At 60.5% G+C, this 20,032-nt stretch carries 20 protein-coding genes; 7 read left to right on the top strand and 13 right to left on the bottom strand.

From position 1 onward, the window contains the following. Positions 1 to 63: 63 nt before the first annotated feature. From ACQK2G_RS00565 to ACQK2G_RS00545, 5 genes are all read right to left on the bottom strand, one after another. A complete protein-coding gene (locus ACQK2G_RS00565; protein ID WP_425403062.1) occupies positions 64 to 1,086 on the bottom strand; it encodes a 2-oxoacid:ferredoxin oxidoreductase subunit beta in 1,023 nt (340 codons plus the stop codon). 37 nt (positions 1,087 to 1,123) lie between these two features. After that, positions 1,124 to 2,989 carry a 2-oxoacid:acceptor oxidoreductase subunit alpha gene (locus ACQK2G_RS00560; RefSeq protein WP_425403061.1) on the bottom strand — a complete coding sequence of 622 codons (1,866 nt, stop codon included), beginning with the start codon at positions 2,987 to 2,989 and terminating at the stop codon, positions 1,124 to 1,126. 223 nt (positions 2,990 to 3,212) lie between these two features. Further along, entirely contained in the window at positions 3,213 to 4,553 is a 1,341-nt protein-coding gene (locus ACQK2G_RS00555; RefSeq protein ID WP_425403060.1) for an FAD-dependent oxidoreductase, read from the bottom strand. 192 nt (positions 4,554 to 4,745) lie between these two features. Then, positions 4,746 to 5,039: an usg protein gene (locus ACQK2G_RS00550; RefSeq protein ID WP_425403059.1), complete on the bottom strand. Its 294-nt coding sequence runs from the start codon at positions 5,037 to 5,039 to the stop codon at positions 4,746 to 4,748. Positions 5,040 to 5,203: 164 nt separating this feature from the next. After that, entirely contained in the window at positions 5,204 to 5,698 is a 495-nt protein-coding gene (locus tag ACQK2G_RS00545; protein WP_425403058.1) for a hypothetical protein, read from the bottom strand. A 334-nt stretch (positions 5,699 to 6,032) separates the two neighbouring features. On the opposite strand from ACQK2G_RS00545, the gene ACQK2G_RS00540 reads away from it, so the two are divergent. After that, the gene (locus ACQK2G_RS00540; protein ID WP_425403057.1) at positions 6,033 to 6,716 is read left to right on the top strand and encodes a cupin domain-containing protein; all 684 of its coding nucleotides are present in this window, start codon (positions 6,033 to 6,035) and stop codon (positions 6,714 to 6,716) included. Between the two features lie 35 nt (positions 6,717 to 6,751). Here ACQK2G_RS00540 and ACQK2G_RS00535 read toward each other — a convergent pair whose 3' ends face one another. Next, positions 6,752 to 7,438: an RraA family protein gene (locus ACQK2G_RS00535; protein ID WP_425403056.1), complete on the bottom strand. Its 687-nt coding sequence runs from the start codon at positions 7,436 to 7,438 to the stop codon at positions 6,752 to 6,754. 133 nt (positions 7,439 to 7,571) lie between these two features. On the opposite strand from ACQK2G_RS00535, the gene ACQK2G_RS00530 reads away from it, so the two are divergent. Beyond that, the gene (locus tag ACQK2G_RS00530) at positions 7,572 to 8,537 is read left to right on the top strand and encodes a hypothetical protein (RefSeq protein WP_425403055.1); all 966 of its coding nucleotides are present in this window, start codon (positions 7,572 to 7,574) and stop codon (positions 8,535 to 8,537) included. A gap of 6 nt (positions 8,538 to 8,543) precedes the next feature. On the opposite strand, the gene ACQK2G_RS00525 is transcribed toward ACQK2G_RS00530, so the two are convergent. The 5 genes from ACQK2G_RS00525 to ACQK2G_RS00505 form a co-directional block, all read right to left on the bottom strand. After that, the gene (locus tag ACQK2G_RS00525; RefSeq protein ID WP_425403054.1) at positions 8,544 to 10,580 is read right to left on the bottom strand and encodes an ATP-binding protein; all 2,037 of its coding nucleotides are present in this window, start codon (positions 10,578 to 10,580) and stop codon (positions 8,544 to 8,546) included. A 238-nt stretch (positions 10,581 to 10,818) separates the two neighbouring features. After that, a complete protein-coding gene (locus ACQK2G_RS00520; RefSeq protein ID WP_425403053.1) occupies positions 10,819 to 11,586 on the bottom strand; it encodes a peptidase in 768 nt (255 codons plus the stop codon). Between the two features lie 47 nt (positions 11,587 to 11,633). After that, positions 11,634 to 12,452, bottom strand: a complete 819-nt coding sequence (locus ACQK2G_RS00515; RefSeq protein WP_425403052.1) for a transglutaminase family protein — start codon at positions 12,450 to 12,452, stop codon at positions 11,634 to 11,636. 53 nt (positions 12,453 to 12,505) lie between these two features. Beyond that, entirely contained in the window at positions 12,506 to 13,456 is a 951-nt protein-coding gene (locus ACQK2G_RS00510) for an alpha-E domain-containing protein (protein WP_425403051.1), read from the bottom strand. Positions 13,457 to 13,520: 64 nt separating this feature from the next. Next, positions 13,521 to 14,945 (bottom strand): circularly permuted type 2 ATP-grasp protein, encoded by a 1,425-nt coding sequence (locus tag ACQK2G_RS00505; protein WP_425403050.1) that lies wholly within the window; start codon positions 14,943 to 14,945, stop codon positions 13,521 to 13,523. A gap of 301 nt (positions 14,946 to 15,246) precedes the next feature. Here ACQK2G_RS00505 and sthA point away from each other — a divergent pair, with 301 nt between their 5' ends. The 5 genes from sthA (at position 15,247) to ACQK2G_RS00480 (ending at position 19,131) form a co-directional block, all read left to right on the top strand. After that, positions 15,247 to 16,650: a Si-specific NAD(P)(+) transhydrogenase gene (gene sthA / locus ACQK2G_RS00500; RefSeq protein ID WP_425403049.1), complete on the top strand. Its 1,404-nt coding sequence runs from the start codon at positions 15,247 to 15,249 to the stop codon at positions 16,648 to 16,650. Next, the gene (locus tag ACQK2G_RS00495; RefSeq protein ID WP_425403048.1) at positions 16,620 to 17,054 is read left to right on the top strand and encodes a hypothetical protein; all 435 of its coding nucleotides are present in this window, start codon (positions 16,620 to 16,622) and stop codon (positions 17,052 to 17,054) included. The genes sthA and ACQK2G_RS00495 overlap by 31 nt, the downstream gene beginning before the upstream one ends. Before the next feature lie 141 nt (positions 17,055 to 17,195). Then, positions 17,196 to 18,419 carry a glycerophosphodiester phosphodiesterase family protein gene (locus tag ACQK2G_RS00490; RefSeq protein ID WP_425403047.1) on the top strand — a complete coding sequence of 408 codons (1,224 nt, stop codon included), beginning with the start codon at positions 17,196 to 17,198 and terminating at the stop codon, positions 18,417 to 18,419. A gap of 122 nt (positions 18,420 to 18,541) precedes the next feature. Next, positions 18,542 to 18,823, top strand: coding sequence for a type II toxin-antitoxin system ParD family antitoxin (locus ACQK2G_RS00485; RefSeq protein WP_425403046.1), 282 nt, complete (start codon positions 18,542 to 18,544; stop codon positions 18,821 to 18,823). Continuing rightward, positions 18,820 to 19,131, top strand: coding sequence for a type II toxin-antitoxin system RelE/ParE family toxin (locus ACQK2G_RS00480; RefSeq protein WP_425403045.1), 312 nt, complete (start codon positions 18,820 to 18,822; stop codon positions 19,129 to 19,131). Before ACQK2G_RS00485 ends, ACQK2G_RS00480 begins: the two co-directional genes overlap by 4 nt. Positions 19,132 to 19,293: 162 nt before the next feature. Here the strand turns inward: ACQK2G_RS00480 and ACQK2G_RS00475 are convergent, their stop codons facing one another. Beyond that, complete coding sequence (locus ACQK2G_RS00475) at positions 19,294 to 19,653, bottom strand: hypothetical protein (RefSeq protein ID WP_425403044.1); 360 nt, start codon at positions 19,651 to 19,653, stop codon at positions 19,294 to 19,296. Positions 19,654 to 19,737: 84 nt separating this feature from the next. Then, the gene (locus ACQK2G_RS00470) at positions 19,738 to 20,022 is read right to left on the bottom strand and encodes a DUF2160 domain-containing protein (RefSeq protein WP_425403043.1); all 285 of its coding nucleotides are present in this window, start codon (positions 20,020 to 20,022) and stop codon (positions 19,738 to 19,740) included. Positions 20,023 to 20,032: the final 10 nt, after the last annotated feature.

The following is a 20,032-nucleotide window of genomic DNA, read 5'->3' as shown; positions in this document are numbered from 1 at the left end:
TGCAAGACGGACACAGTGCCGCAAGGGAGCCTCGGCACCCCGGCATCCGGCCCGTCGATCGAATCAACCGACCGTCCAGGTGTGCCCTCGGGTCAGCAGGTCTTCCAGCTTGCCCATGCCCGCCTCGGTGGCCGAGGCCATCTGCGCCTTCATTTCCTGGTCATAGGTCTGTGCGGCGGGATTGTTGTACAACACGCCCATGGCGACCGGGAAATGCGGCGGCTCCATGCGGGCCAGCAGGCTCGCGAGCACGGCATTGGTCTCGTCATGCACCAGGATATCGTCTTCCGAGGCGTCCTCGCCAACGGTCACGACCTTCAGCGACAGGGTTTTCGGATCCAGCACCAGGCCCTTCTGACCGTCCGCGCCGAACCGCAGCGGCTTGCCGTGCTCCACCAGGATCTGCGCCTCCTTCTGGACCTTCTTCTCCATGAAGTGACCGAAGACGCCGTCGTTGTAGACGATGCAATTCTGCATGATCTCAACGAAGCTCATGCCTTTATGGGCATGCGCCTTGGAAAGGGTTTCGACCAGATGCGCCTGCATGATGTCGCCCGAGCGCGCCACGAAGCGCGCCCCGCAACCGAGCGCGAAGGCAGCCGCATTCACAGGCGTGTCGATCGATCCCGTCGGCGTCGACGGCGATTTCGTGCCGATCCGGCTGGTCGGGGAATACTGCCCCTTGGTCAGGCCGTAGATCTCGTTGTTGAACATCAGATAATTCATATCGATGTTCCGGCGCAGCGCATGCATCAGATGGTTGCCGCCGATCGACAGCGAGTCCCCGTCACCGCCCACGACCCAGATGTCCAGGTCGGGATTGGCGAGCTTCACGCCGGTCGCGATCGCGGCCGCCCGGCCATGGATGGTGTGGAATCCGTAGGTCGACATGTAATAGGGGAACCGCGCGGCACAGCCGATGCCGCTGACGAAAACGGTTCCTTCCGTCGTCGCGCCGATATCGGCGAGCGTCTTATGCACCGCTTTCAGGATCGCGTAGTCGCCGCATCCGGGGCACCAGCGGACTTCCTGATCCGAAGCGAAATCCTTCGGCTGGAGTTTTTCCGGCGCTGTCTGATTGGTCATCGTCTTCTCCGTAAGATCGGGTCGCCCGGTTTCGCGATCAGCTCAGACGCGCGCGAATGGCGGTGTCGAGTTCGGAAACCTTGAAGGGCTGTCCCGAGATCTTGTTCAGGCCTTCGGCCGGCAGCAGATATTCCGCCCGCAGCAGCTTCACCAACTGGCCGGTATTCATTTCCGGCACCAGGATCTGCTCATACCCGGACAGCAAATCCTTCAGGTTGCGCGGCAGCGGCCAGATATGGCGCAGATGGATATGGCTGACATCAAGCCCTTCCGCGCGCGCGACCGTGACGGCGCGGCTGATCGGCCCATAGGTCGAACCCCAGCCGACGACGGCGAGCTTGCCGGTCGACGTGCCCAGGTCCACGCCCTGTTCCGGCACGTCATCGGCGATGCGCTGGATCTTTTCGGCCCGCAGCATGGTCATCTTGTGATGGTTCTGCGGGTCATAGGAGATATGGCCGGTGCCGTCCTGCTTCTCGATCCCGCCAATGCGGTGTTCCAGGCCGGGCGTTCCGGGTTTCGCCCAGGGCCGCGCCAGGGTGTCCGGGTCGCGGGCGAAGGGCTGATAGGTCTCCGGATCGGTGGCGAACTGGGTCGGAAACGGCTCCAGCTTCGTCAGGTCCGGAATCTTCCACGGCTCCGACGCATTGGCCAGGAAGCCGTCGGTCAACAGGATCACCGGCGTCATGTATTTGATCGCGATGCGCACCGCTTCCACCGCGGTTTCGAAGCAATCGCTGGGCGAGCGGGTGGCCAGAACGCAAAGCGGCGCATCGCCGTTGCGGCCCCAGACCGACTGGAACAGGTCCGACTGCTCGGTCTTGGTCGGCAGGCCGGTCGACGGACCGCCGCGCTGCGAATTGACGACCACCAGCGGCAGTTCGGTGGAGATCCCGAGGCCGAGGGCCTCCGTCTTCAGGGCAACGCCCGGGCCGGAACTGGACGTGACGCCGAGGGAACCGGCATAGGAGGCACCGAGCGCCGCGCAGACAGCCGCGATCTCGTCTTCCGCCTGGAAAGTCTCGACATTGTAATGCCGCAGTTCCGCCAGCGTATGCAGCAGCGCCGAGGCCGGGGTGATCGGATAGGAACAGAAGACCATACGCTGATTGGCCAGCATCGCGCCCGCGGTCAGGCCCCAGGCCACCGCCTGGGTGCCGGTGACCGCCCGGTACAGACCCGCATCGATCGGCGCGGGCGGAACATGGACGGGGCGGATTTCGGACTGCTGCTCGATCGTTTCGCCAAAGGCATGCCCGGCATTCAGGGCCGCGACGTTGGCCGACGCGATATCCTCGCGCTTGGCGAATTTCTGCTGCAGCCAATTGACCGTTTCGGTTCGGCTGCGGTCATACATCCAATAGATCAGGCCCAGCGCCCACATATTCTTGGTGCGCAGCCCTTCCTTGTTGGAAACGCCGTATTCCTTCACCGCCTCGAGCGTCAGCTTCGACATGTCGACGGAAAGAAGCTTGTAATTGGACAGGCTGCCGTCCTCGAGGGGGTTCTCCTCGTATCCGGCCTTGCGCAGGTTCTTGTCGTTGAAGGTGCCGCTGTCGGCGATAATCAGGCCGCCCGGCTTCAGATCACCCAGATTGACCTTCAGCGCGGCCGGGTTCATGGCGACGAGAACATCGAGCTGATCGCCGACCGTCTTGATCTTGCGGCCGCCGAAATTGATCTGGAAGGCGGAGACGCCGAAAGTTGTCCCCACCGGGGCGCGGATTTCGGCCGGGAAGTCCGGGAAGGTCGCCAGATCGTTTCCGGCCAGCGCGGTGGCCAACGTGAAGCGCCCGCCGGTAAGCTGCATGCCGTCCCCGCTGTCGCCCGCGAAGCGAACGACGGCGGCTTCCGCGACCAGGTTCGCGTGTTCCGTTGTCTGAGTGACGGCGGCACCGTCCATGATCGTACTCCTTCTGTCCGCCGTCGGACCGGTCCGATACGGCGGAAGCAATCAATCAGTCGGGCTTCGCATAGCGCCCCAGGGTTGGCCATTCAAGCCGCTTCGACGCTTTTGTGACGTGAAAATGACAACGAGTTGCACGACAAAACTGCTATGCGGACGCTTTGAAATATATGGGTGACGCATAGTTTCAAGTGGAAACAGCACCTTCGGCCCGCCCCGGTCAGCCGGACTTGGTTCCTATCGCGGCTAGCATTTCCTCTACGGAAAGGAACTTTTCCCGCGGCGCTTCGGAAGATTTCGCGCGCTCAACCTCCGCCGCGTCCAGTTTCTGCCAATCGTCGAAGTCGACATAAGCGACCTTTCGATCCTGCAGTAACTGCTTCAACCCGTCATGCCCGACCTTGCCCGTCGGACCGCTCAGCGCATGGGCCTCCGCGATCTTTCCAGCCACGTCGTCGCCGTCCCGCTTGGAACTTCCGATCACCCCGCTCGGTCCCCGCCTGGCCCATCCGACCGTATAGAGGTTGCCGTTCACCACGCCGTCCGTATTCAGGATCGAGCCCGATTTGGCATCGAATTCGATCCCTTCGAAACTGCGGGTCCGGTAGCCCACGGCGGTCACGACAAGACCACAGGGGATGACGAAGGTCTCCCCGGTTCCCCGAACGCTGCCGCCTTCCGCGACTTCCGTCCGCTCGAACCGGACCCCTTCCACACGTTCCTTGCCCAGGATTTCCAGCGGGGAGGCATAGAATTCGAAGTGAACCCGTTTCTCGGCTTCCTCCACCATCGCTTCGTCGGGTTCGGCGAATTCCTCCATTGTCTGCAGGTTTTTCTCCCGCACGCGCCTGTCCCGCCCCTCCAGGTCCTCCGGCAATGCGTCGGGCAGGTGTTCATGCCGGACGATGGAAACGGCGTGGTCCAGTTCGCGCATTTCCCGCAGTTCGACATTGGTGAACTTCGCATCGCCCGGTCCGCGCCGGCCGACCACCACGACATCCTTGATCGGGGAGCGGTGAATGACATCGGCCACGGGGCCGGGAAGATCGCTGGCCGCCATTTCCTCAGGGCCTTTCACCAGAACCCTGGCAACGTCGATCGCCACATTCCCATTACCGATGACGACGACGCGTTCGGTATCCAAATCCGGGTCCAAGGCGACATAGTCCGGATGCCCGTTATACCAGCCGACGAATTCGGCCGACCCGTAAACACCCGCTTTGTCAATGCCCGGGATCTCCAATTTGCGGTCGGCCGGCGCCCCGACGGCCAGGATCACCGCGTCGTAGAGATCACGTAATTCCGCGAGGCTGACATCCTTGCCGACACTGACATTCCCGAAATAGGACACCCCTGCTTCCGACGCGGTCTTGCTATACGCACGGACGACATTCTTCGTGGTCTGGTGATCCGGTGCCACGCCGGCGCGGATCAGACCGAAGGGCGTCGGCAACCGCTCGATGATGTCTATAAGAGGGTCTTCGCATTGCCTGAGCAATGCGCTGACGGCGTAAAAGCCGCTTGGACCGGACCCGATGACCGCGACCTTTACGCGCGACATGTTTTTCCCCGGTTGGCACCGTCGGGCGCGCCACTCTTACCGCCCCATGGCGACCGAGTGCTTCTTGCCCGTAGACCCATGCGGGGATGAAAACACGATTCCCCGATGCGCGGTAGTCTCAACCGTAGCGCATCGGGACCGGCGGGTCCGGCATCGGACGGGAGCGTTCGGTCACGGTTCCGGGCAAGAGGGCTAGTGCAGCGACATGACGCCGTCGGCATAGCGATAGGTCGCCGGGCTGATGATGCCCTTATGCGCAACCTGCACCGAATGCAGCTTGCCCTCGAGATTGCTTTCCCAGAAATCGAGAAACTTTTTAAGAACGGGGAATTTTGGTGCGATATCCAACTCCTGCCAGAGGTAGGTCTGCAACAGGCTGGGATGGTCCGGCATGTGATAGAGAATTTCCGCCGTTGTCAGGCGATATCCGGCCATCTGCTGGGTGAGAATGTAGCGGTCTCCGGTTTCCGGATTCCTGAGCGTCATGGATATACCTCCAATCTCATACAGTTTTCCGATCCTCCGAGGCACAAGGCCCCAACCCGAAAATCCTGTACCGAGATTGGTTTTACCGCAATGGAATATTGAACGTTTTCAGTATTTTAGCACCGATTACCAGAGAGTGCTGCCAAACCGGATCGCCCGCTTGATCAGGCTATTGCCTCGCGGATGCTGGCCACACGGCCCAGGATAGTGACGGCGCGCGTGCTGTCGTCGATGGACCGCAGGTCGCTCCGCCCGACATCTTCCGCCAATTGCGCCTGAAAATCAGAAAGAAGGTCACGGCCCGCACTGCCATCCCGGGGAAGGGCGCCCACGACCTCCCGTGGGCCATCGGCAATAATGTTCCGGTCGCGGTTGCTGATCGCACCGCCTTCATAAAGCTGATCGGCCAGGCGTGTCGTCTCGGGTGCGGTGATCGCACGGGGATCGAATTGGGACGCCGCCAGGACATAGGTCGCCTGCACGCTGATCTTCACGGTGTCCACCGGATCGCCCGGCGACGGCGCTTCCGCCGGCCTGGGGCGCGGTTCCGCCGGTGTCACCAGCCGGATAGGGCTGGCACTGCGCACCTCCGTATTGGTGTTTCCCGCCTCGTCTTGCGGTGACCGCTTCAGAACGGAAAGAAGTGTATCGAGCTTCATGGACAGGCGCCTCCTACCTTTCGAATAGCAGGCTTCGTGCCAACCCTTTTTCTCAATATTTCAATATGTTAAATATCCTGCACGGGGCCGGGGGAAAACCTTTCCCAGGTCGATAGGCAAGAAGGGCCGCATCGCATGCTCGGCACCGCTACCGAGCGACCGAAATTCCGCCAACGGTATCGTGAACGGATCATGGTTAGCGGCGGGAGGTCCAAGGGTCGAATTTCCGGGCCCTTGCCCCACATTACTTGAAAGGAAGCGGACCTGCCCGTCCGACAGTGGTTCAAATCGATACACAAATAGCGGCATTGACGGCCGTTAATCAGGAAACGTCATGGAAATAAATACGAACTTCGCCGAACGGGTCGTCCTGCATACCGGCGCGATGGATTGGATCCCTTCGCCCATGAACGGTGTGGACCGCCGCATGTTGGATCGCATCGGCGGAGAGGTTGCACGTGCAACGAGCATCGTTCGATACGCACCCGGCAGCGCCTTTTCCGCCCATACCCATACGGGCGGAGAAGAATTTCTGGTTCTGGACGGCGTCTTTCAGGACGATTACGGCGATTTTCCCGCCGGAAGTTATGTCCGAAACCCGCCGACCTCCAGGCACACGCCGAGGTCGGACGACGGCTGCACGATTTTCGTCAAGCTTTGGCAGTTCGACCCGGCGGACCGTACCTTTGTCCGTCTGCGAACCGGCGAGGCCCGGTTCATGCCGTCGCCGGGAGAAAACGGCGTGGAAATCATGCCGCTGCATCGGGACGACCGGGAAGACGTGCGCATCGAACGCTGGGCGGCGGGCGCGATGGCGGACCGTAGCCTACCCGGCGGTCTGGAACTGCTCGTGCTGGAAGGAAGCCTTATCGAAGGTGGGGAGGAACTTGGCCCCGAGGCTTGGCTGAGGCTTCCCAAGGGCGCCGTTTTCGCCGCGAAGGCCGGCCCGGGCGGCGTGCGGTTCTGGATCAAGAGCGGCCATTTGGCCATAGACCCCGAACCGCCCGCGGCCGGTTAGAGACGGCGGCGGAGCGGCGCGTCCGTCGGCCCCGATCAGATCTCGAGAACCTTGCCGGCCTCCTGCAAGGCCGTGAATTTCGGCGACCGATCCTGGCCCGCCTTCACCTTGGCTTCAGCCTCGGCCTCCAGTGCTCGAACCTCTTTCAGCGTTTCGATCACCTGCGACAGTTCGGCCTGCGGTACGACGACCACGCCATCCTCGTCACCAACGATGACATCCCCGGGACTGACATGTACGCCGCCGATCATGATCGGCAAACCGACCGTGCCCGTACCGCCGCCGGTCGGCGAGTTCGGCGTCACGCCCATCGCGAACACCGGCAGGCCGACCCCGCGCACGCCGATCAGATCCCGGATCAACCCGTCGGTCACGAACGCACCCGCGCCGACATTCTTCATCATGCCGAGCAGCAGGTCGCCGACGACCGCCGTCTCCACGAAACTGTCGGTGGCGCAGACAATGATGTCGCCCGGCTTGGCAACATCCAGCGCCGCATTCACCGCCATATTGTCCCCGGGCGCGGCTTTGACGGTCAGCGCCGTGCCGCAGATCGCACTTCGAGACACCTCGATCGGCTTAATCCTGTAATCCAGCGCGCCCCGTCCGGACATGCTGTCCACGACGTGTCCGGTCATCGCCCCGCGCAAGGCGTCCACCAATGCCGGGTCCGGTCTATCGAAACCGCGCCGGATGGTCACAATCGGCTTTTCCTTGATCATACTGAACTTCCTCCCCTGCCCGCCCGCGGCCTTCGCTTGCCAGCCGCCTTGGCGTCGTTGTCTTTTGCCCGGTCAGCGTTGCGCCAAGCGCAAGGGTTGCGCAAGATGCCATTCCGCCCTTCAGGAGGAAACAATGATGAAAGCGTTCGAAAAGCGATCTCTGCTGCTCGGTTTGTACTTCTGCTCGGCCATGGTTGCCGGCGCGCCGCATGCCATGGCCCAAACCGGAAGCTTCGGACAGCCGACACCCGACCGCAATCAATCCACCCGTGCCCTTGTCGAAGAATTGAACGTATTGTTGGAGAAGGGCGAGAAGGATCGCCTCATCGATCCATGGTTTCTTCGTGACATACGACAGGTCATTGGTCGCTACGATCGTCCTTGGTCGGAAGTCCTGCTAAGCGATGATTTTTCTGCGCGCGGCCCCTTGCCGGATGCCCCCTGGAAAGTAACGGCCGGCGAATTTCTGATCGATTGGCGGCATGGACTTCGTTCCGTCATCGAAGGTACTTCGGCGCCGCAGTCGGCCCCGTCCGGAACGCAGGACACGGATGAAAAGGACGTCGCGAAGGCCCTGCTGGGGGCGCTGCTGCAGGGCGCGCTGCAAGGCGATCAATCCTCGAACCAGGCATCGGACACGCAGCAACGAACGGCCGGGCAAGCGACTTTCGCGGCGGTTCAGGCGGCACTTCCGATAAGCAATGCGTTCGCGATAGACGTGACCATCTCCCTGCGACCACTGGCGAATGGGGTGGAGGACGGCTTCGAACTGGGCCCCTATCAAGGCGCGAACGCAAGCAGCGGCTACCGCCTTTCCTATGTTGCGCAGGATCGCAGCCTGCAATTGCTCAAAATCTCCTCCCGCGGTGTGGCGACGATCGACACGGCCCGTCTTGCCGCGGGCTTGACCGATGAACAAACCCACCAGGTGACGTGGACGCGCGATCGCGACGGCGCTATGACCATCCGCATCGATGGGCAGGATGCTATCGCGGTCACCGACCGTAGTTTCCGGGACCCGTTCGACGGGTTCGCAGTGCTGAACCGGGGTGGCGATTTTGCCGTAAGGGACGTGACGATCGCCGGCGTAACCGACTGACGACTGTCATCCGGCTTTGCGGCGGCGATTCTCAGCCAGATCGTTGATCGCAACCAACGTGTCCAAGTCGCTTTCATTCGCGGGCACGGCCGTGTCATCGGATAGTTGCGACGGCAAGTCGAGCCAGAAGGTGCTGCCTTTCCCTTCCTCGCTGTCGAAACCGATCCGGCCGTCCATGCGTTCGACCAGGATCTTGCTGACGGTCAAGCCGATTCCCGTACCGTCCTGCGTGACCATCGGATCCGCGTTCAGACGGTGGAACATTTCGAAGACGGACTTGCCGTCCCGCTCGGATATGCCAAGGCCGGTATCGGAAACGGAGATCCGGATCATATCGTCATCGATGGGACGGCAGGTCAGGTCGATGCGCCCTTCATCCCGATTGTACTTCACCGCGTTGGCCAGAAGATTGAGCAGAACCTGTTTCAAACGAAGCGGATCGGCTGCCACGGAAACCGCTGGACCGCTGCTGATGGCATCGTGGATGGCGATATAGCGCGCGTCCGCTGCGGTCCTCGTCAGGTCAACACAATCCCCTATCATGGTATTTAGATCGACGAGTTCGATCTCAAGCGGCATGCGGTCGGCCTCGACCCGTGCCAGGTCCAGGATATCATTGACGAGGTCGAGCAGATGTTTTCCGGCGGCGACGATATTGCCGACATAGGATTGATTGCGCTCGCTCAATGATTGGTCGATGTTGAGCGCCAGCATCTGCGCGAAACCGAGAATTGCATTAAGCGGCGTCCGCAATTCATGGCTCATGCTCGCCAGGAACTGGGACTTCGCACGGTTCGCCGCTTCAGCGCCCAATTTGGCTCGAACCAACGCTTCCTCGGATTCCTTCTTTTCCGTAATGTCGTTTTTGACGATCAGAACGTCGGATGTATTCCCTTCCGCATCCTTGAGGGGAGAGATCGCCACGGATTCCCAATAGGGAGAGCCGTCCTTGCGCCAGTTCTGCTGTTCGCCGTGCCAATCGTTTCCAGCGAGCACGCTGCGCCAAAGGCTGAGGAAGCCGACCGACAAATCCCCTTCGTTGAACAGCGTTCGGACATGGCTTCCAACGGTTTCCGCTTCGGTCTGTTGAGACATTCCGAGAAATCCGGGATTGGCGTATACGACATAGCCGCGCGCCGAGGCGATAACCAATCCGGCGGTGCTTTGATCCACCGCCCGTGAGAGGTTCTCCAGCCGACGGTTCAACAGCTTGCGCGTCCGCCGGTGATAGGCGAAAGCGATGGTGAGCAACATCAGCAGAATTGAGAAACAGACGGCCAGCGCCAACTCCTGATGGTCCCAGAATCCGCGCGTGTACCAACCGGATTTTGGCTCGGCAATAAGCACCCATTTGCCGTTTGGAACGTTGACCTCCAGTTCCACGGGTTTGTCGCCGAGCCTGTCGAGGGAACCGAAGAATATGTCACCGCGCCGCCCCAGGGCATCCCGCCCGCGGATCACGACGTGAAGATCCAGGTTGGGATCGTTCAATCCCGCAGCAGCATATACCAGTTCGGTGTCAATGACGGTCGAAACCAGCCCCCAGAAAGAATTGCCTTCGCGTTCAACGAAGACCGGCGCCCGCGCGATGAATCCAGAGCCGCCCTGAACCAGATCGACGGGCCCCGCCATCGACATTCTGCCCGTCTCGAAAGCACGGCGCGCGGCCTGCCATTGCGCCGGCACGCGTCGGTAATCCAACCCGACAACGCTTTCGTTTCCTACTTTCGGGAAGACGTATCTGACCACCAGATCCGGCGCAGCCGCCAGATTTCGGATCTGGCTCCGGTCGGTTATGAGACGCGAGGCGAAGGCGACAAACTCTTCCTCGCTGAGATCGGGGTTACGCTCGACATAGGCGACAACGCCCTCCAACCGCCCCACACCGTCGCTGATTGCGCCTTCCAGACGCGTACGGATATTGGCCAATTGATCGACGACACGAGATCGTTCCTCGTATCGGATCTGTTCTGTTTTCAACCCCTCGACGTAGAATCCAAGCCCTAGGATTCCGAGCGCAACGAAGCTGGCTATGGATAGCAAGAATGCGTTTCCCGTCGGAAACAGGCCCTTTTCGCGCAAAAACGCCATGACAATCGGATACCTCGGAAACGTGTAAATACAAAAGCGATGAACAATAAAAATGCACCCGTCGCGGCACATCCCAAAGGGAATGCCTGCCCGCCGCGACCCGGTTGAATCTGAATATGCTACCGCGAAAGTTAATATTTCATAACCGCGGAGCCTAATATGTCCGATTTGGAGCAGATGCCGCTGTTTTTCAGCGGGTCCCGCCGTTCAGCCAAGGCGGGTTTGGGAGCGAGGCCTGCGCTTCGCGCAAGTGACTGCCCCAAACCTGGCTGATCGAGGAGAAATACTTGTCATCCGGCTCTATCCGCCGGCGCGCTTCGACCTGAATGCTGTTCTTCTTATAGACCATCATGTCCAGCGGCATGCCGACGGACATATTGCTTCGAAGGGTGGAATCCATGCTGACGAAGGAAAGTTTCACGGCCGTCGGCAGGTCGGTCTTATAGGTGAAGGCCCGGTCCAGGATGGGCTTGCCGTATTTGTTCTCCCCGATCTGGAAGAAAGGGGTATCCGGCGTGGCCTCAATGAAATTGCCGGCGCTATAGATCTGGAAAAGGCGCATGCGACGCCCTTTGATCTGCCCGCCCAGGATCATGGAAACGTCGAATTTGGCCGATTGCGCCTGCAGGGCCTCGCCGTCCGTCTTGTAGACTTCACGAACCGCCGCCCCCACCAGTTGGGCCGCCTGAAACATCGAAGGAACGGTCAGCAGCGTTTCCCGTTCGCAATCCTTCGACTTCGACATGTCGCAGAACTCGATGCCTTCATGCAGCAGGTTCACCACCGCTTGCGAAACGGCCAGATTTCCCGCCGTCATCAGGGCCATGACCCGGTCACCCGGTTCTTCCCAGATGGTCAGCTTTCTGAAGGTGGAAATATTGTCGACACCGGCATTGGTTCGCGTATCCGCGAGCATGACCAACCCGTCATCCATGTAGAGACCGATGCAATACGTCATCGCGGCCCGTCCCGGTGGCCTCCCTGATCAATCGATTTCGTGAACCGTTACTGTTGGCTACTCTCCTGCACGACCTGGACCGAAACGTCCAGCTTTTCGGCACCGCCGCCAAGCCGCAAACCCCGGATCGGCGCCGCCTCGCGGTAGTCCAATCCGACGGCGACGCGCAAGTGGTGTTCCGTCGGGCAGGCACGGTTCGCAACGTCGAATCCGACCCAGCCGAGATCCTCGATATACGCCTCGGCCCAGGCATGCCCGGCCTCGTAGACTTCGTCGCTGTTCTCGCTGGCCTGAAGATAGCCGGAAACATAACGGGCCGGGATGCCGCGCAGCCGGGCGCAAGCGATAAAGACATGGGTATGGTCCTGACAGACGCCGTTGCCGTGCGCCAGGGCCTGCGCCGCCGTCGTCTCGACCGCGGTCTCGCCTTCCCGGTAATCGATTCTGTCCCGTACCGCGCCCATCAGCGCATGCGCCAGATCAAGCGGCTTGGTTCCGGTCCCCACACTCCAGGCAAGCTCCTCCAGCGCGGTGTCGGGCGCGGTCAGGTCGGTTTGCCGAAGATAGGCGACCAAAGGGAAGGGCTCCCGCGTGCCGGACACCACGCCGGCCACATCCACGGTCTGCACCTGTCCGGTCACCCGAATCAGGACGTCGTCGTGCTCCCGGTTGATGACGAAGGTATGGGTGATGTTGCCGAAGGAATCGACGAAGGACGGAATGGTCCCGTCCTGCCCGCAATCCAGGTCCCAGGACAGGACGGTTTGCCCGCTGGTATTCTGCGGGGTCAGCTTCAGGCTTTGAATCGTATAGACGGCCGGCGTCTCGTATCGGTACCGGGTTTCATGCTTCACGGATATCAGCAACGGCTCAGCCCTCCGCTCGGGCAAAAGCACAGCCCCCGCGAAAACGGGATGCGTCAGCCCACGAACAAATAGTTGCGGGCTATTTCATTGCCAAGTCGATTGTTCCGGACAATGAAATCGGACAGGAACTCGTGCAGGCCGCTTTGGAAAATGTCGTTCGCATCGGCGAATTGCAGTTGCGAATAGAGCTGCCCCGCGATGCGGTGACATTCATGTCTGGCGCCATAGGCTTCCGCCAGCCGATCCAGATGCGCGACGACCTGCTGGTAACAGCCGATCAGCGAACGCGGCATTTCCCGGCGCAGGATCATCAGTTCGGCGATTTTCCAAGGCTTCGGGTTTTCGCGGTACAGGTAGTGGTAACTGCCCAGCGCGGAAAACGCGCGCAGCAGGCTGGTCCACTGATAGTAATCGACGCCGCCGCCGACCTGTTCGCCTTCCGGCAGCAGGACATGGTATTTCACGTCCAGGATCCGCGCCGTATTGTCGGCGCGCTCCACATAGGTGCCGAGGCGGGCAAAATCGAAGGCGTCGTCCCGTAGCATCGTGCCGTAGAGGCCGCCGCGGAACACGGTCGAGCGTTCCTTCACCCAGTCCAGGAAAGACCGCAATTCATTGTACCGGCGCGCATCCGTCCAGCGCTGATCAAAGCTGAGCCAGGTATCGTTCAGGCATTCCCACATTTCCATCGTCAGGCTGGTGCGGACGGCGCGGCCGTTTTCCCGCGCCTGACGGATGCTGGAATAAATGCTGGACGGGTTTTCCGGATTGCGGGCCAGGAATTCGGTTACCATCGGCCCTTCGACGCGCAGCCCCGCTTCCTCGAAAGCCTGGGCGCAGCCCGATGTCATCAGCGTCGACCACCACTCGCTGTGCACCGCCTCGCTCCCTGAGCCGGGCATCATGCTCATCCGGTCGGCGACCTCCAGGATCCGGGCGAAATTCTCCGCCCGCTCCATATAGCGGCTTAGCCAATAGAGGTTGTTGGCGGTGCGGCTCAGCATGGATCCTCGATCATCTCCCGTTTAACGGCCGGGAACACGCCCGGCCCTGTCCATGAAACTGCGGTCACTCTTCCAGAACCCAGGTATCCTTCGTCCCGCCGCCCTGGCTGGAATTCACCACCAGGGACCCCTCGCGCAGCGCGACGCGGGTCAGGCCGCCCTTCACCATCCGGATATCCTTGCCCGACGACAGCACGAAGGGGCGGAAATCCACATGCCGCGGCGCGACGCCGGTTTCGACGAAGGTCGGGCAGGTACTCAGGGCCAGTGTCGGCTGGGCGATGAACTCGTCCGGCGTTTCCTTGATCCGCTCGGCATAGTCCTCGATTTCCTGTTTCGTCGCCGCCGGGCCGACCAGCATTCCATACCCGCCGGAACCGTGAACTTCCTTCACCACCAGTTCGGCCAGATTGTCGAGCACATAGGCCAGATCCTTGTCGTCGCCGCATTTATAGGTCGGCACGTTTTTCAGGATCGGTTCCTCGTCCAGGTAGAATTTGATCATGTCCGGAACGTAGGTGTAGATCGCCTTGTCGTCCGCGATCCCGGCGCCGACAGCGTTGGCCAGCGTGACATGCCCGGACCGATAGGCGTTCATCACCCCCGGCACGCCGAGAACCGATTTCGGATCGAAGGTCAGAGGATCCAGGAATGTATCGTCGATCCGTCGGTAGATGACGTCGACCTTCTGCGGCCCCTGGGTGGTGCGCATATAAACTTTGGCATCCTCGACAAACAGGTCCGGTCCTTCGACCAGTTCGACGCCCATCTGGTCGGCCAGGAAGGAATGCTCGAAATAGGCGCTGTTGTAGATACCGGGGGTCAGCACCACGACCGTGGGATCCCCCGTCGTCTTCGGCGGCGCGCATTCCTTGAGCGTTTCCAGAAGATTGTCGGCATAGTTGTCGACCGGCGCGATCCGGTGTTCCGCGAACAGGGCCGGGAACAGCCGCATCATCACTTCGCGGTTTTCCAACATGTAGGAAACGCCGGACGGCGTGCGGCAATTGTCCTCCAGAACATAGAACTCGTCCTCTCCGACGCGAACCATGTCGATCCCGGCGATATGGCTGTAAACGCCGCCCGGAACGTCCACGCCCTGCATCTCCGGCAGGTAGGAGGAATTGTTCAGGACCAGCTTTTCGGGAATCACCCCTGCCTTCAGGATTTCCTGGTCATGATAGACGTCGTGCAGGAACATGTTCAGCGTCTTGACGCGCTGACGCAGGCCTTCCTCCATCCGCTGCCATTCCGCCGCCGCAAGAACGCGCGGGATGATGTCGAACGGAATCAGCCGTTCGGGATCGCCGCCTTCGCCATAAACGGCGAATGTAATCCCAAGTCGTCGGAATAGGACATCCGCTTCCTGGCGCTTCATCCGAAGAAAATCGGTCGGCGTCCATTGAAGCCATTGTGAAAGGCCCCTGTACGCGTCGCGGCAGGCGCCGCCCGCAAGTGTCATTTCGTCGAATGGTTTCGCGAGTGCCATGCCCCTCAACCCGAGCGCGATCTTCCGCCGCACCCGTTGTGTGCTCTAGTGTTACTGTAAACCCGCAAAGACGATCCGGATCGTTATTTGCCGCCCGAATTCGAATACTAGCATGACATGACGGCGCTTGGTGTCAACAGGACTTCAGCGCCGCCACGGCACTATATTAGCTGTCGGCCCGGAATACGGCGGGGGCCGCTTCGCAGGATCGGCAAAACCGCCGCAATTTTGCACGTCACCGGTTACGCCGATCCGATATGCGTGTATGAGGAATGATCCGGTCAGACAGCCTGCAGGGGGAATGATGCAAGCCGAATACGACTTGATAGTGGTGGGCAGCGGCCCTGCCGGGCGCCGTGCGGCCATCCAGGCCGCCAAGTTCGGCCGCAATGCGCTGGTTGTGGAGAAGGGGCGCCGGGTCGGCGGCGTTTCCGTCCATACCGGGACGATCCCGTCCAAGACGCTGCGGGAGACGGTCCTGAACCTGAGCGGTTGGCGCGAACGCGGCTTCTACGGCCGCGCCTATCGCGTCAAACAGGAGATTTCATCGGAAGATCTGCGCCACCGTCTGTTGAAAACGCTGGACCATGAGGTCGAGGTGCTGGAACACCAGTTCGCCCGCAATCATGTCGACACTATCATGGGCGAGGCCCGTTTCACCGACCCGCACACGGTGGAGGTCCGCAGCGACGAAGGCGAACGGCATCTGGTCAGCGGTAAGGCCTTCATTCTTTGTGTCGGGACAAACCCCTTCCGGCCGGACTCAATTCCCTTCGACGGCGAAAACATCCTGGACAGCGACGACGTCCTGGAAGTGAACCGCATCCCCCGCTCGCTGACCGTGATCGGCGCCGGTGTCATCGGCGTCGAATATGCGACGATCTTCTCGGCCCTGGACGTACCGGTGACCCTGATCGAACCGCGCAATACCATGCTGGATTTCATCGACCGGGAATTGATCGAGGATTTCATTCACCAGCTGCGCGACCGCGGCATCGCCCTGCGCATGGGCAAATCCGTCGAGAGGATCGAACGCCAGGACGACCAATGCGTCACCCATCTGGAAGGCGGCCGAGTCTGCAAGTCGGACATGGTCCTGTTCGCGGCCGGCCGCGAAGGGGCGACGGACAGCTTGAACCTGGACGCCGCCGGCCTGACCGTCGACCACCGCAAACGGCTGACGGTCGACCCGAAGACGTTCCAGACCGAGGTGCCGCATATCTATGCCGCCGGCGACGTCATCGGCTTTCCCAGCCTCGCCTCGACTTCGATGGAACAGGGCCGCATCGCCGCCTGCCACGCGCTGGGCGAAGAAGCGCAGAAGCCGCCGGAATATTTTCCCTACGGCATTTACGCGGTGCCGGAAATTTCGACCTGCGGCATGACGGAGGAGGAGGTGGAGCAGCGCGGCATTCCCTATGAATGCGGCGTGGCCCGGTTCCGCGAGACCTCACGCGGCCACATCATGGGCTTGGACAGCGGCATGATGAAGATGATCTTCTCGATCAAAACCCACCGCCTGCTCGGCGTTCATATCGTCGGCGAAGGGGCGACGGAACTCATCCATATCGGCCAGGCGGTCCTGAACCTGAAAGGCAAACTGGAATATTTCGTCGAGAACACCTTCAACTATCCGACCCTGGCCGAGGCCTACAAAATCGCGGCGCTTGATGCGTGGAACAGGATGCCGAGGAAAGGCGAGTAGCAAGTTCAATGCACCATCCGATGATGATACTGCTCGCAGTACTTTTTTCCGCGCCTTCCTATGCTAGCGGTGACAGCGCAAAACCAACGATGCAGTATTTTTCATATTTCATTCTGGTTTTTGGCTCGGTCATGTTGGCCTACATGGCATTCAAGGTCGCTCGCAAATGGCAAGCACCCGTCGTTCCCTTCGTTCTTTCGCTTTTAGCGCCATTGTTGTTGCCTATTCTGTTTTATTGTTTGGCGCCGTATCTATTGCCCTCAAAGGCCCAGGGGTTCGTCGGGATTGGGACGACACTGTTCTTTCTTGTAGCCGTGTTTCTCATGCGCTTAGTCATCTCTCGGTTCCGGAAAGGCTATGATCTTCGAGAGGCGCCTCCAACGGTGGAGCGAACGAAACGCTAGCGGAACGTATTTAGCCGGACATGATCCTCTCTTGCCCGGCGTGCCACCGAACCTTCATGGATGGGTCGCAAATCAAACAAGTCTCGCGGATACTTATCTCCCTCCCTAGAATGAATTCCTCACCCCAAGGAGATGAAGTGAATGTTCCGCGACGTATTCGCCGCAATCCTGGCTGCCGGACTAACGATTTCCACCCTCGTCAGCCCGGCCGCGGCCGACAGGGTCGAACTCGGCCCACGCCCGGAGTTCCTGGTCCACCAGATGAAGGACGGCGCGCTGAAAAACCGGCTTCTGTCCTGTGCCGGGAGCGGCGTTGAGCGCACCGATTTTTCCATCGGCCATCGCGGCGCACCGCTGATGTTTCCGGAGCACACGGTCGAATCCTATCGGGCCGCCGCCCGGATGGGGGCCGGCATTCTGGAATGCGACGTGACCTTCACCAAGGACAAGGAACTGGTCTGCCGCCACGCCCAGGACGACCTACACACGACGACGAATATTCTGGCAACCGACCTGGCCGCGAAATGCACCAAGGAATTCACCCCGGCGGGCGCGTCCGGCAAAGCATCCGCGGAATGCCGGACCAGCGACATCACGCTGGCCGAGTTCCGCACCCTGACCGGCAAGATGGATGCGGCGAACAGGAACGGCAAAACGGTCGAGGAATACATGGACGGCACCGCCGGATGGCGCACCGACCTTTATGCCGCTTCCTCGGCCACGCTGATGACCCATGCGGAATCGATCGATCTGTTTCGCCGGCTGGGTGCGAAATTCACGCCGGAGCTGAAATCCCCCGCCATTGCCATGCCCTTCGACGGGTTCAGCCAGGAAGACTATGCCCAGAAACTGATCGACGAATACAAGGCAGCCGGCGTCCCGCCCGAAGACGTCTTCCCGCAGAGCTTCGACCTTGCCGACGTGCTGTACTGGATCGAGAACGAACCCGAATTCGGCAGGCAGGCGATCTTTCTGGACGGCCGGTACGACAATGCCGGGTTCGACCCGATGAGGCCCGCGACCTTCGATCCTAGCATGGAAAGCTTGAAGGCTTTGGGCGTGAACTACATCGCCCCGCCGATCTGGATGCTGGTGACGGTTGATAACGGCAGGATCGTCCCCTCCGCCTATGCCAAGGAAGCGAAAAATGCCGGGCTGAACATCATCGCCTGGACGCTGGAGCGCTCCGGGCCGCTGAAGACCGGCGGCGGCTGGTATTATCAGTCGATCAAGGATGTCACGACGTCGGACGGCGTGATGTACGAATTGCTGGACGTGCTCGCCATGCAGGTCGGGGTCGTCGGCGTCTTCTCCGACTGGCCCGCCACGGTCACCTATTATGCGAATTGCATGGGCTTGAAATAGGGTCTGGTCCTGCCGGGCGGCGCCACGAACGCCGTCCCGCGGACACCCCGCATCGGTGTCGAACCTAGGTATGATTTTTTCATACTACGTGCTATGCTCACTCCGGAAGGAAGGGTTCCGGGATGTCCAAAATTCAGAAACGCACGATCAGCCTGCCCGACGAACATGCCGCGTTCGTCGATAAATTGGTGTCTTCCGGGGCCTATGCTTCGGCCAGCGAGGTCATCCGGGCCGGGCTGCGCGCGCTCCAGGAACGCGACGCCGCCGTGGAGCGCTGGCTGCGCGAGGAAGTCGTACAAGTCTATGACGCCATGCAGGAAAATCCTTCACGGGCAATTCCTGCGGAGGATGTTTTCGCGGAGATCCGTGAACGCAATGCGAAACACCCGGACAGATCGGTTTGAAGACACGGGTTGTCGTCTTCGCTCCCGAAGCGCGGGTAGACTTGCTGCAACTTCACGATTGGCTCGCCAACGCGGCCAGCCCAGCTATCGCCCTGAAATATGTGGAGCGGCTCGAGACCTATTGCGACGGCTTCCGCACGGCCGGTGAACTCGGCCATCGGCGGGACGACCTCCGTCCCGGGCTGCGGATCGTCGGGTTCGAAAAACGCATCACGATTGCCCTCGCTGCCGATGACGAACGAGTGACTATCCTGCGTCTTTTCTACGGCGGTCGAAATTGGGAGACTATTCTGGCAGATAAGGAATAGGCCGCCCCTTCAAAAAGAAATCATGAAACTGTTCGGCAGGTCGTCTTCCATCAATGTCCGCAAAGTGCTGTGGACCTGCACCGAGATGACGCTCAACACAAAGGGGTGGCGCCGATGCTTTTCAACGGACGTGTGCGAAGATGTCTCGAACGTCGCCAACTACTAATTATTACGAATTCGATTGGCGCGTCGGAAAAGTGAATACACCAAAAACACGACTGGAGCATAAATCGCCAGAGCGATGGCAAATCCTTCTAGCCATCCCGTGAGCCCCAGAAGAGGAAAATAGACGAACATCATCCAGAAGTTAAAAAACAGCCGCCGCCATTTATGAAAAAGCACATCGCTGCCACACTCGACATATCCAACCATCGCATTGGTCCAATAGCATCCTGATCTCTGCTGCGGCGAGAAATCGTGAAAGTTTGGCAGTTGGATCGAGGCCAGGAAGCTGAAAAGAATAATGGCGACATAAGCCGCACATGCATAGGTGGCGATCTTGTATGCCAGTTCTTTGCTCATGATGGCCAGTATGACGAGGTCTATTGCTGGAGTCTGTAACTTACTGGATTCTCAAATACCGTCCCTCGATATCGGTATCGGCCCTCACACCCAGCGAAAAACAGCCCCCGCATAGACGACCGAGATGATCGTCGCGGCCCAGAGCGGGTCGCCGATGAGGCCTAGCCAGGCGAGGTGGATGAAGGCGGAGCCCAGCAGCGAGATGAAGAGGCGGTCGCCGCGCGTCGTTTCAAGCGCGAGGATACCGCGGCGTTGACCGCCGCCGGGGGATTTCAACTCCCAGATCGTCATGCAGGTGAGGAAGAAGGCGATCACCAGGAAGAAGATCGCCGTCGGCCAGGTCCAGGCCATCCAGGATAGGTCGAGCATGGGTTTGTCT

Source organism: Hwanghaeella sp., assembly GCF_965227365.1.
In the GTDB taxonomy this organism is placed as follows: domain Bacteria; phylum Pseudomonadota; class Alphaproteobacteria; order UBA8366; family Aestuariispiraceae; genus Hwanghaeella.
This window is presented reverse-complemented; position numbering and strand designations above follow the sequence as displayed.

Bases quoted from the DNA above. Each gene is read 5' to 3' on its own strand.
- ACQK2G_RS00565 (WP_425403062.1), bottom strand. From the start codon at position 1,086: ATGACCAATCAGACAGCGCCGGAAAAACTCCAGCCGAAGGATTTCGCT.
- ACQK2G_RS00560 (WP_425403061.1), bottom strand. From the start codon at position 2,989: ATGGACGGTGCCGCCGTCACTCAGACAACGGAACACGCGAACCTGGTC.
- ACQK2G_RS00555 (WP_425403060.1), bottom strand. From the start codon at position 4,553: ATGTCGCGCGTAAAGGTCGCGGTCATCGGGTCCGGTCCAAGCGGCTTT.
- ACQK2G_RS00550 (WP_425403059.1), bottom strand. From the start codon at position 5,039: ATGACGCTCAGGAATCCGGAAACCGGAGACCGCTACATTCTCACCCAG.
- ACQK2G_RS00545 (WP_425403058.1), bottom strand. From the start codon at position 5,698: ATGAAGCTCGATACACTTCTTTCCGTTCTGAAGCGGTCACCGCAAGAC.
- ACQK2G_RS00540 (WP_425403057.1), top strand. From the start codon at position 6,033: ATGGAAATAAATACGAACTTCGCCGAACGGGTCGTCCTGCATACCGGC.
- ACQK2G_RS00535 (WP_425403056.1), bottom strand. From the start codon at position 7,438: ATGATCAAGGAAAAGCCGATTGTGACCATCCGGCGCGGTTTCGATAGA.
- ACQK2G_RS00530 (WP_425403055.1), top strand. From the start codon at position 7,572: ATGATGAAAGCGTTCGAAAAGCGATCTCTGCTGCTCGGTTTGTACTTC.
- ACQK2G_RS00520 (WP_425403053.1), bottom strand. From the start codon at position 11,586: ATGACGTATTGCATCGGTCTCTACATGGATGACGGGTTGGTCATGCTC.
- ACQK2G_RS00510 (WP_425403051.1), bottom strand. From the start codon at position 13,456: ATGCTGAGCCGCACCGCCAACAACCTCTATTGGCTAAGCCGCTATATG.
- ACQK2G_RS00505 (WP_425403050.1), bottom strand. From the start codon at position 14,945: ATGGCACTCGCGAAACCATTCGACGAAATGACACTTGCGGGCGGCGCC.
- sthA (WP_425403049.1), top strand. From the start codon at position 15,247: ATGATGCAAGCCGAATACGACTTGATAGTGGTGGGCAGCGGCCCTGCC.
- ACQK2G_RS00490 (WP_425403047.1), top strand. From the start codon at position 17,196: ATGTTCCGCGACGTATTCGCCGCAATCCTGGCTGCCGGACTAACGATT.
- ACQK2G_RS00485 (WP_425403046.1), top strand. From the start codon at position 18,542: ATGTCCAAAATTCAGAAACGCACGATCAGCCTGCCCGACGAACATGCC.
- ACQK2G_RS00475 (WP_425403044.1), bottom strand. From the start codon at position 19,653: ATGAGCAAAGAACTGGCATACAAGATCGCCACCTATGCATGTGCGGCT.
- ACQK2G_RS00470 (WP_425403043.1), bottom strand. From the start codon at position 20,022: ATGCTCGACCTATCCTGGATGGCCTGGACCTGGCCGACGGCGATCTTC.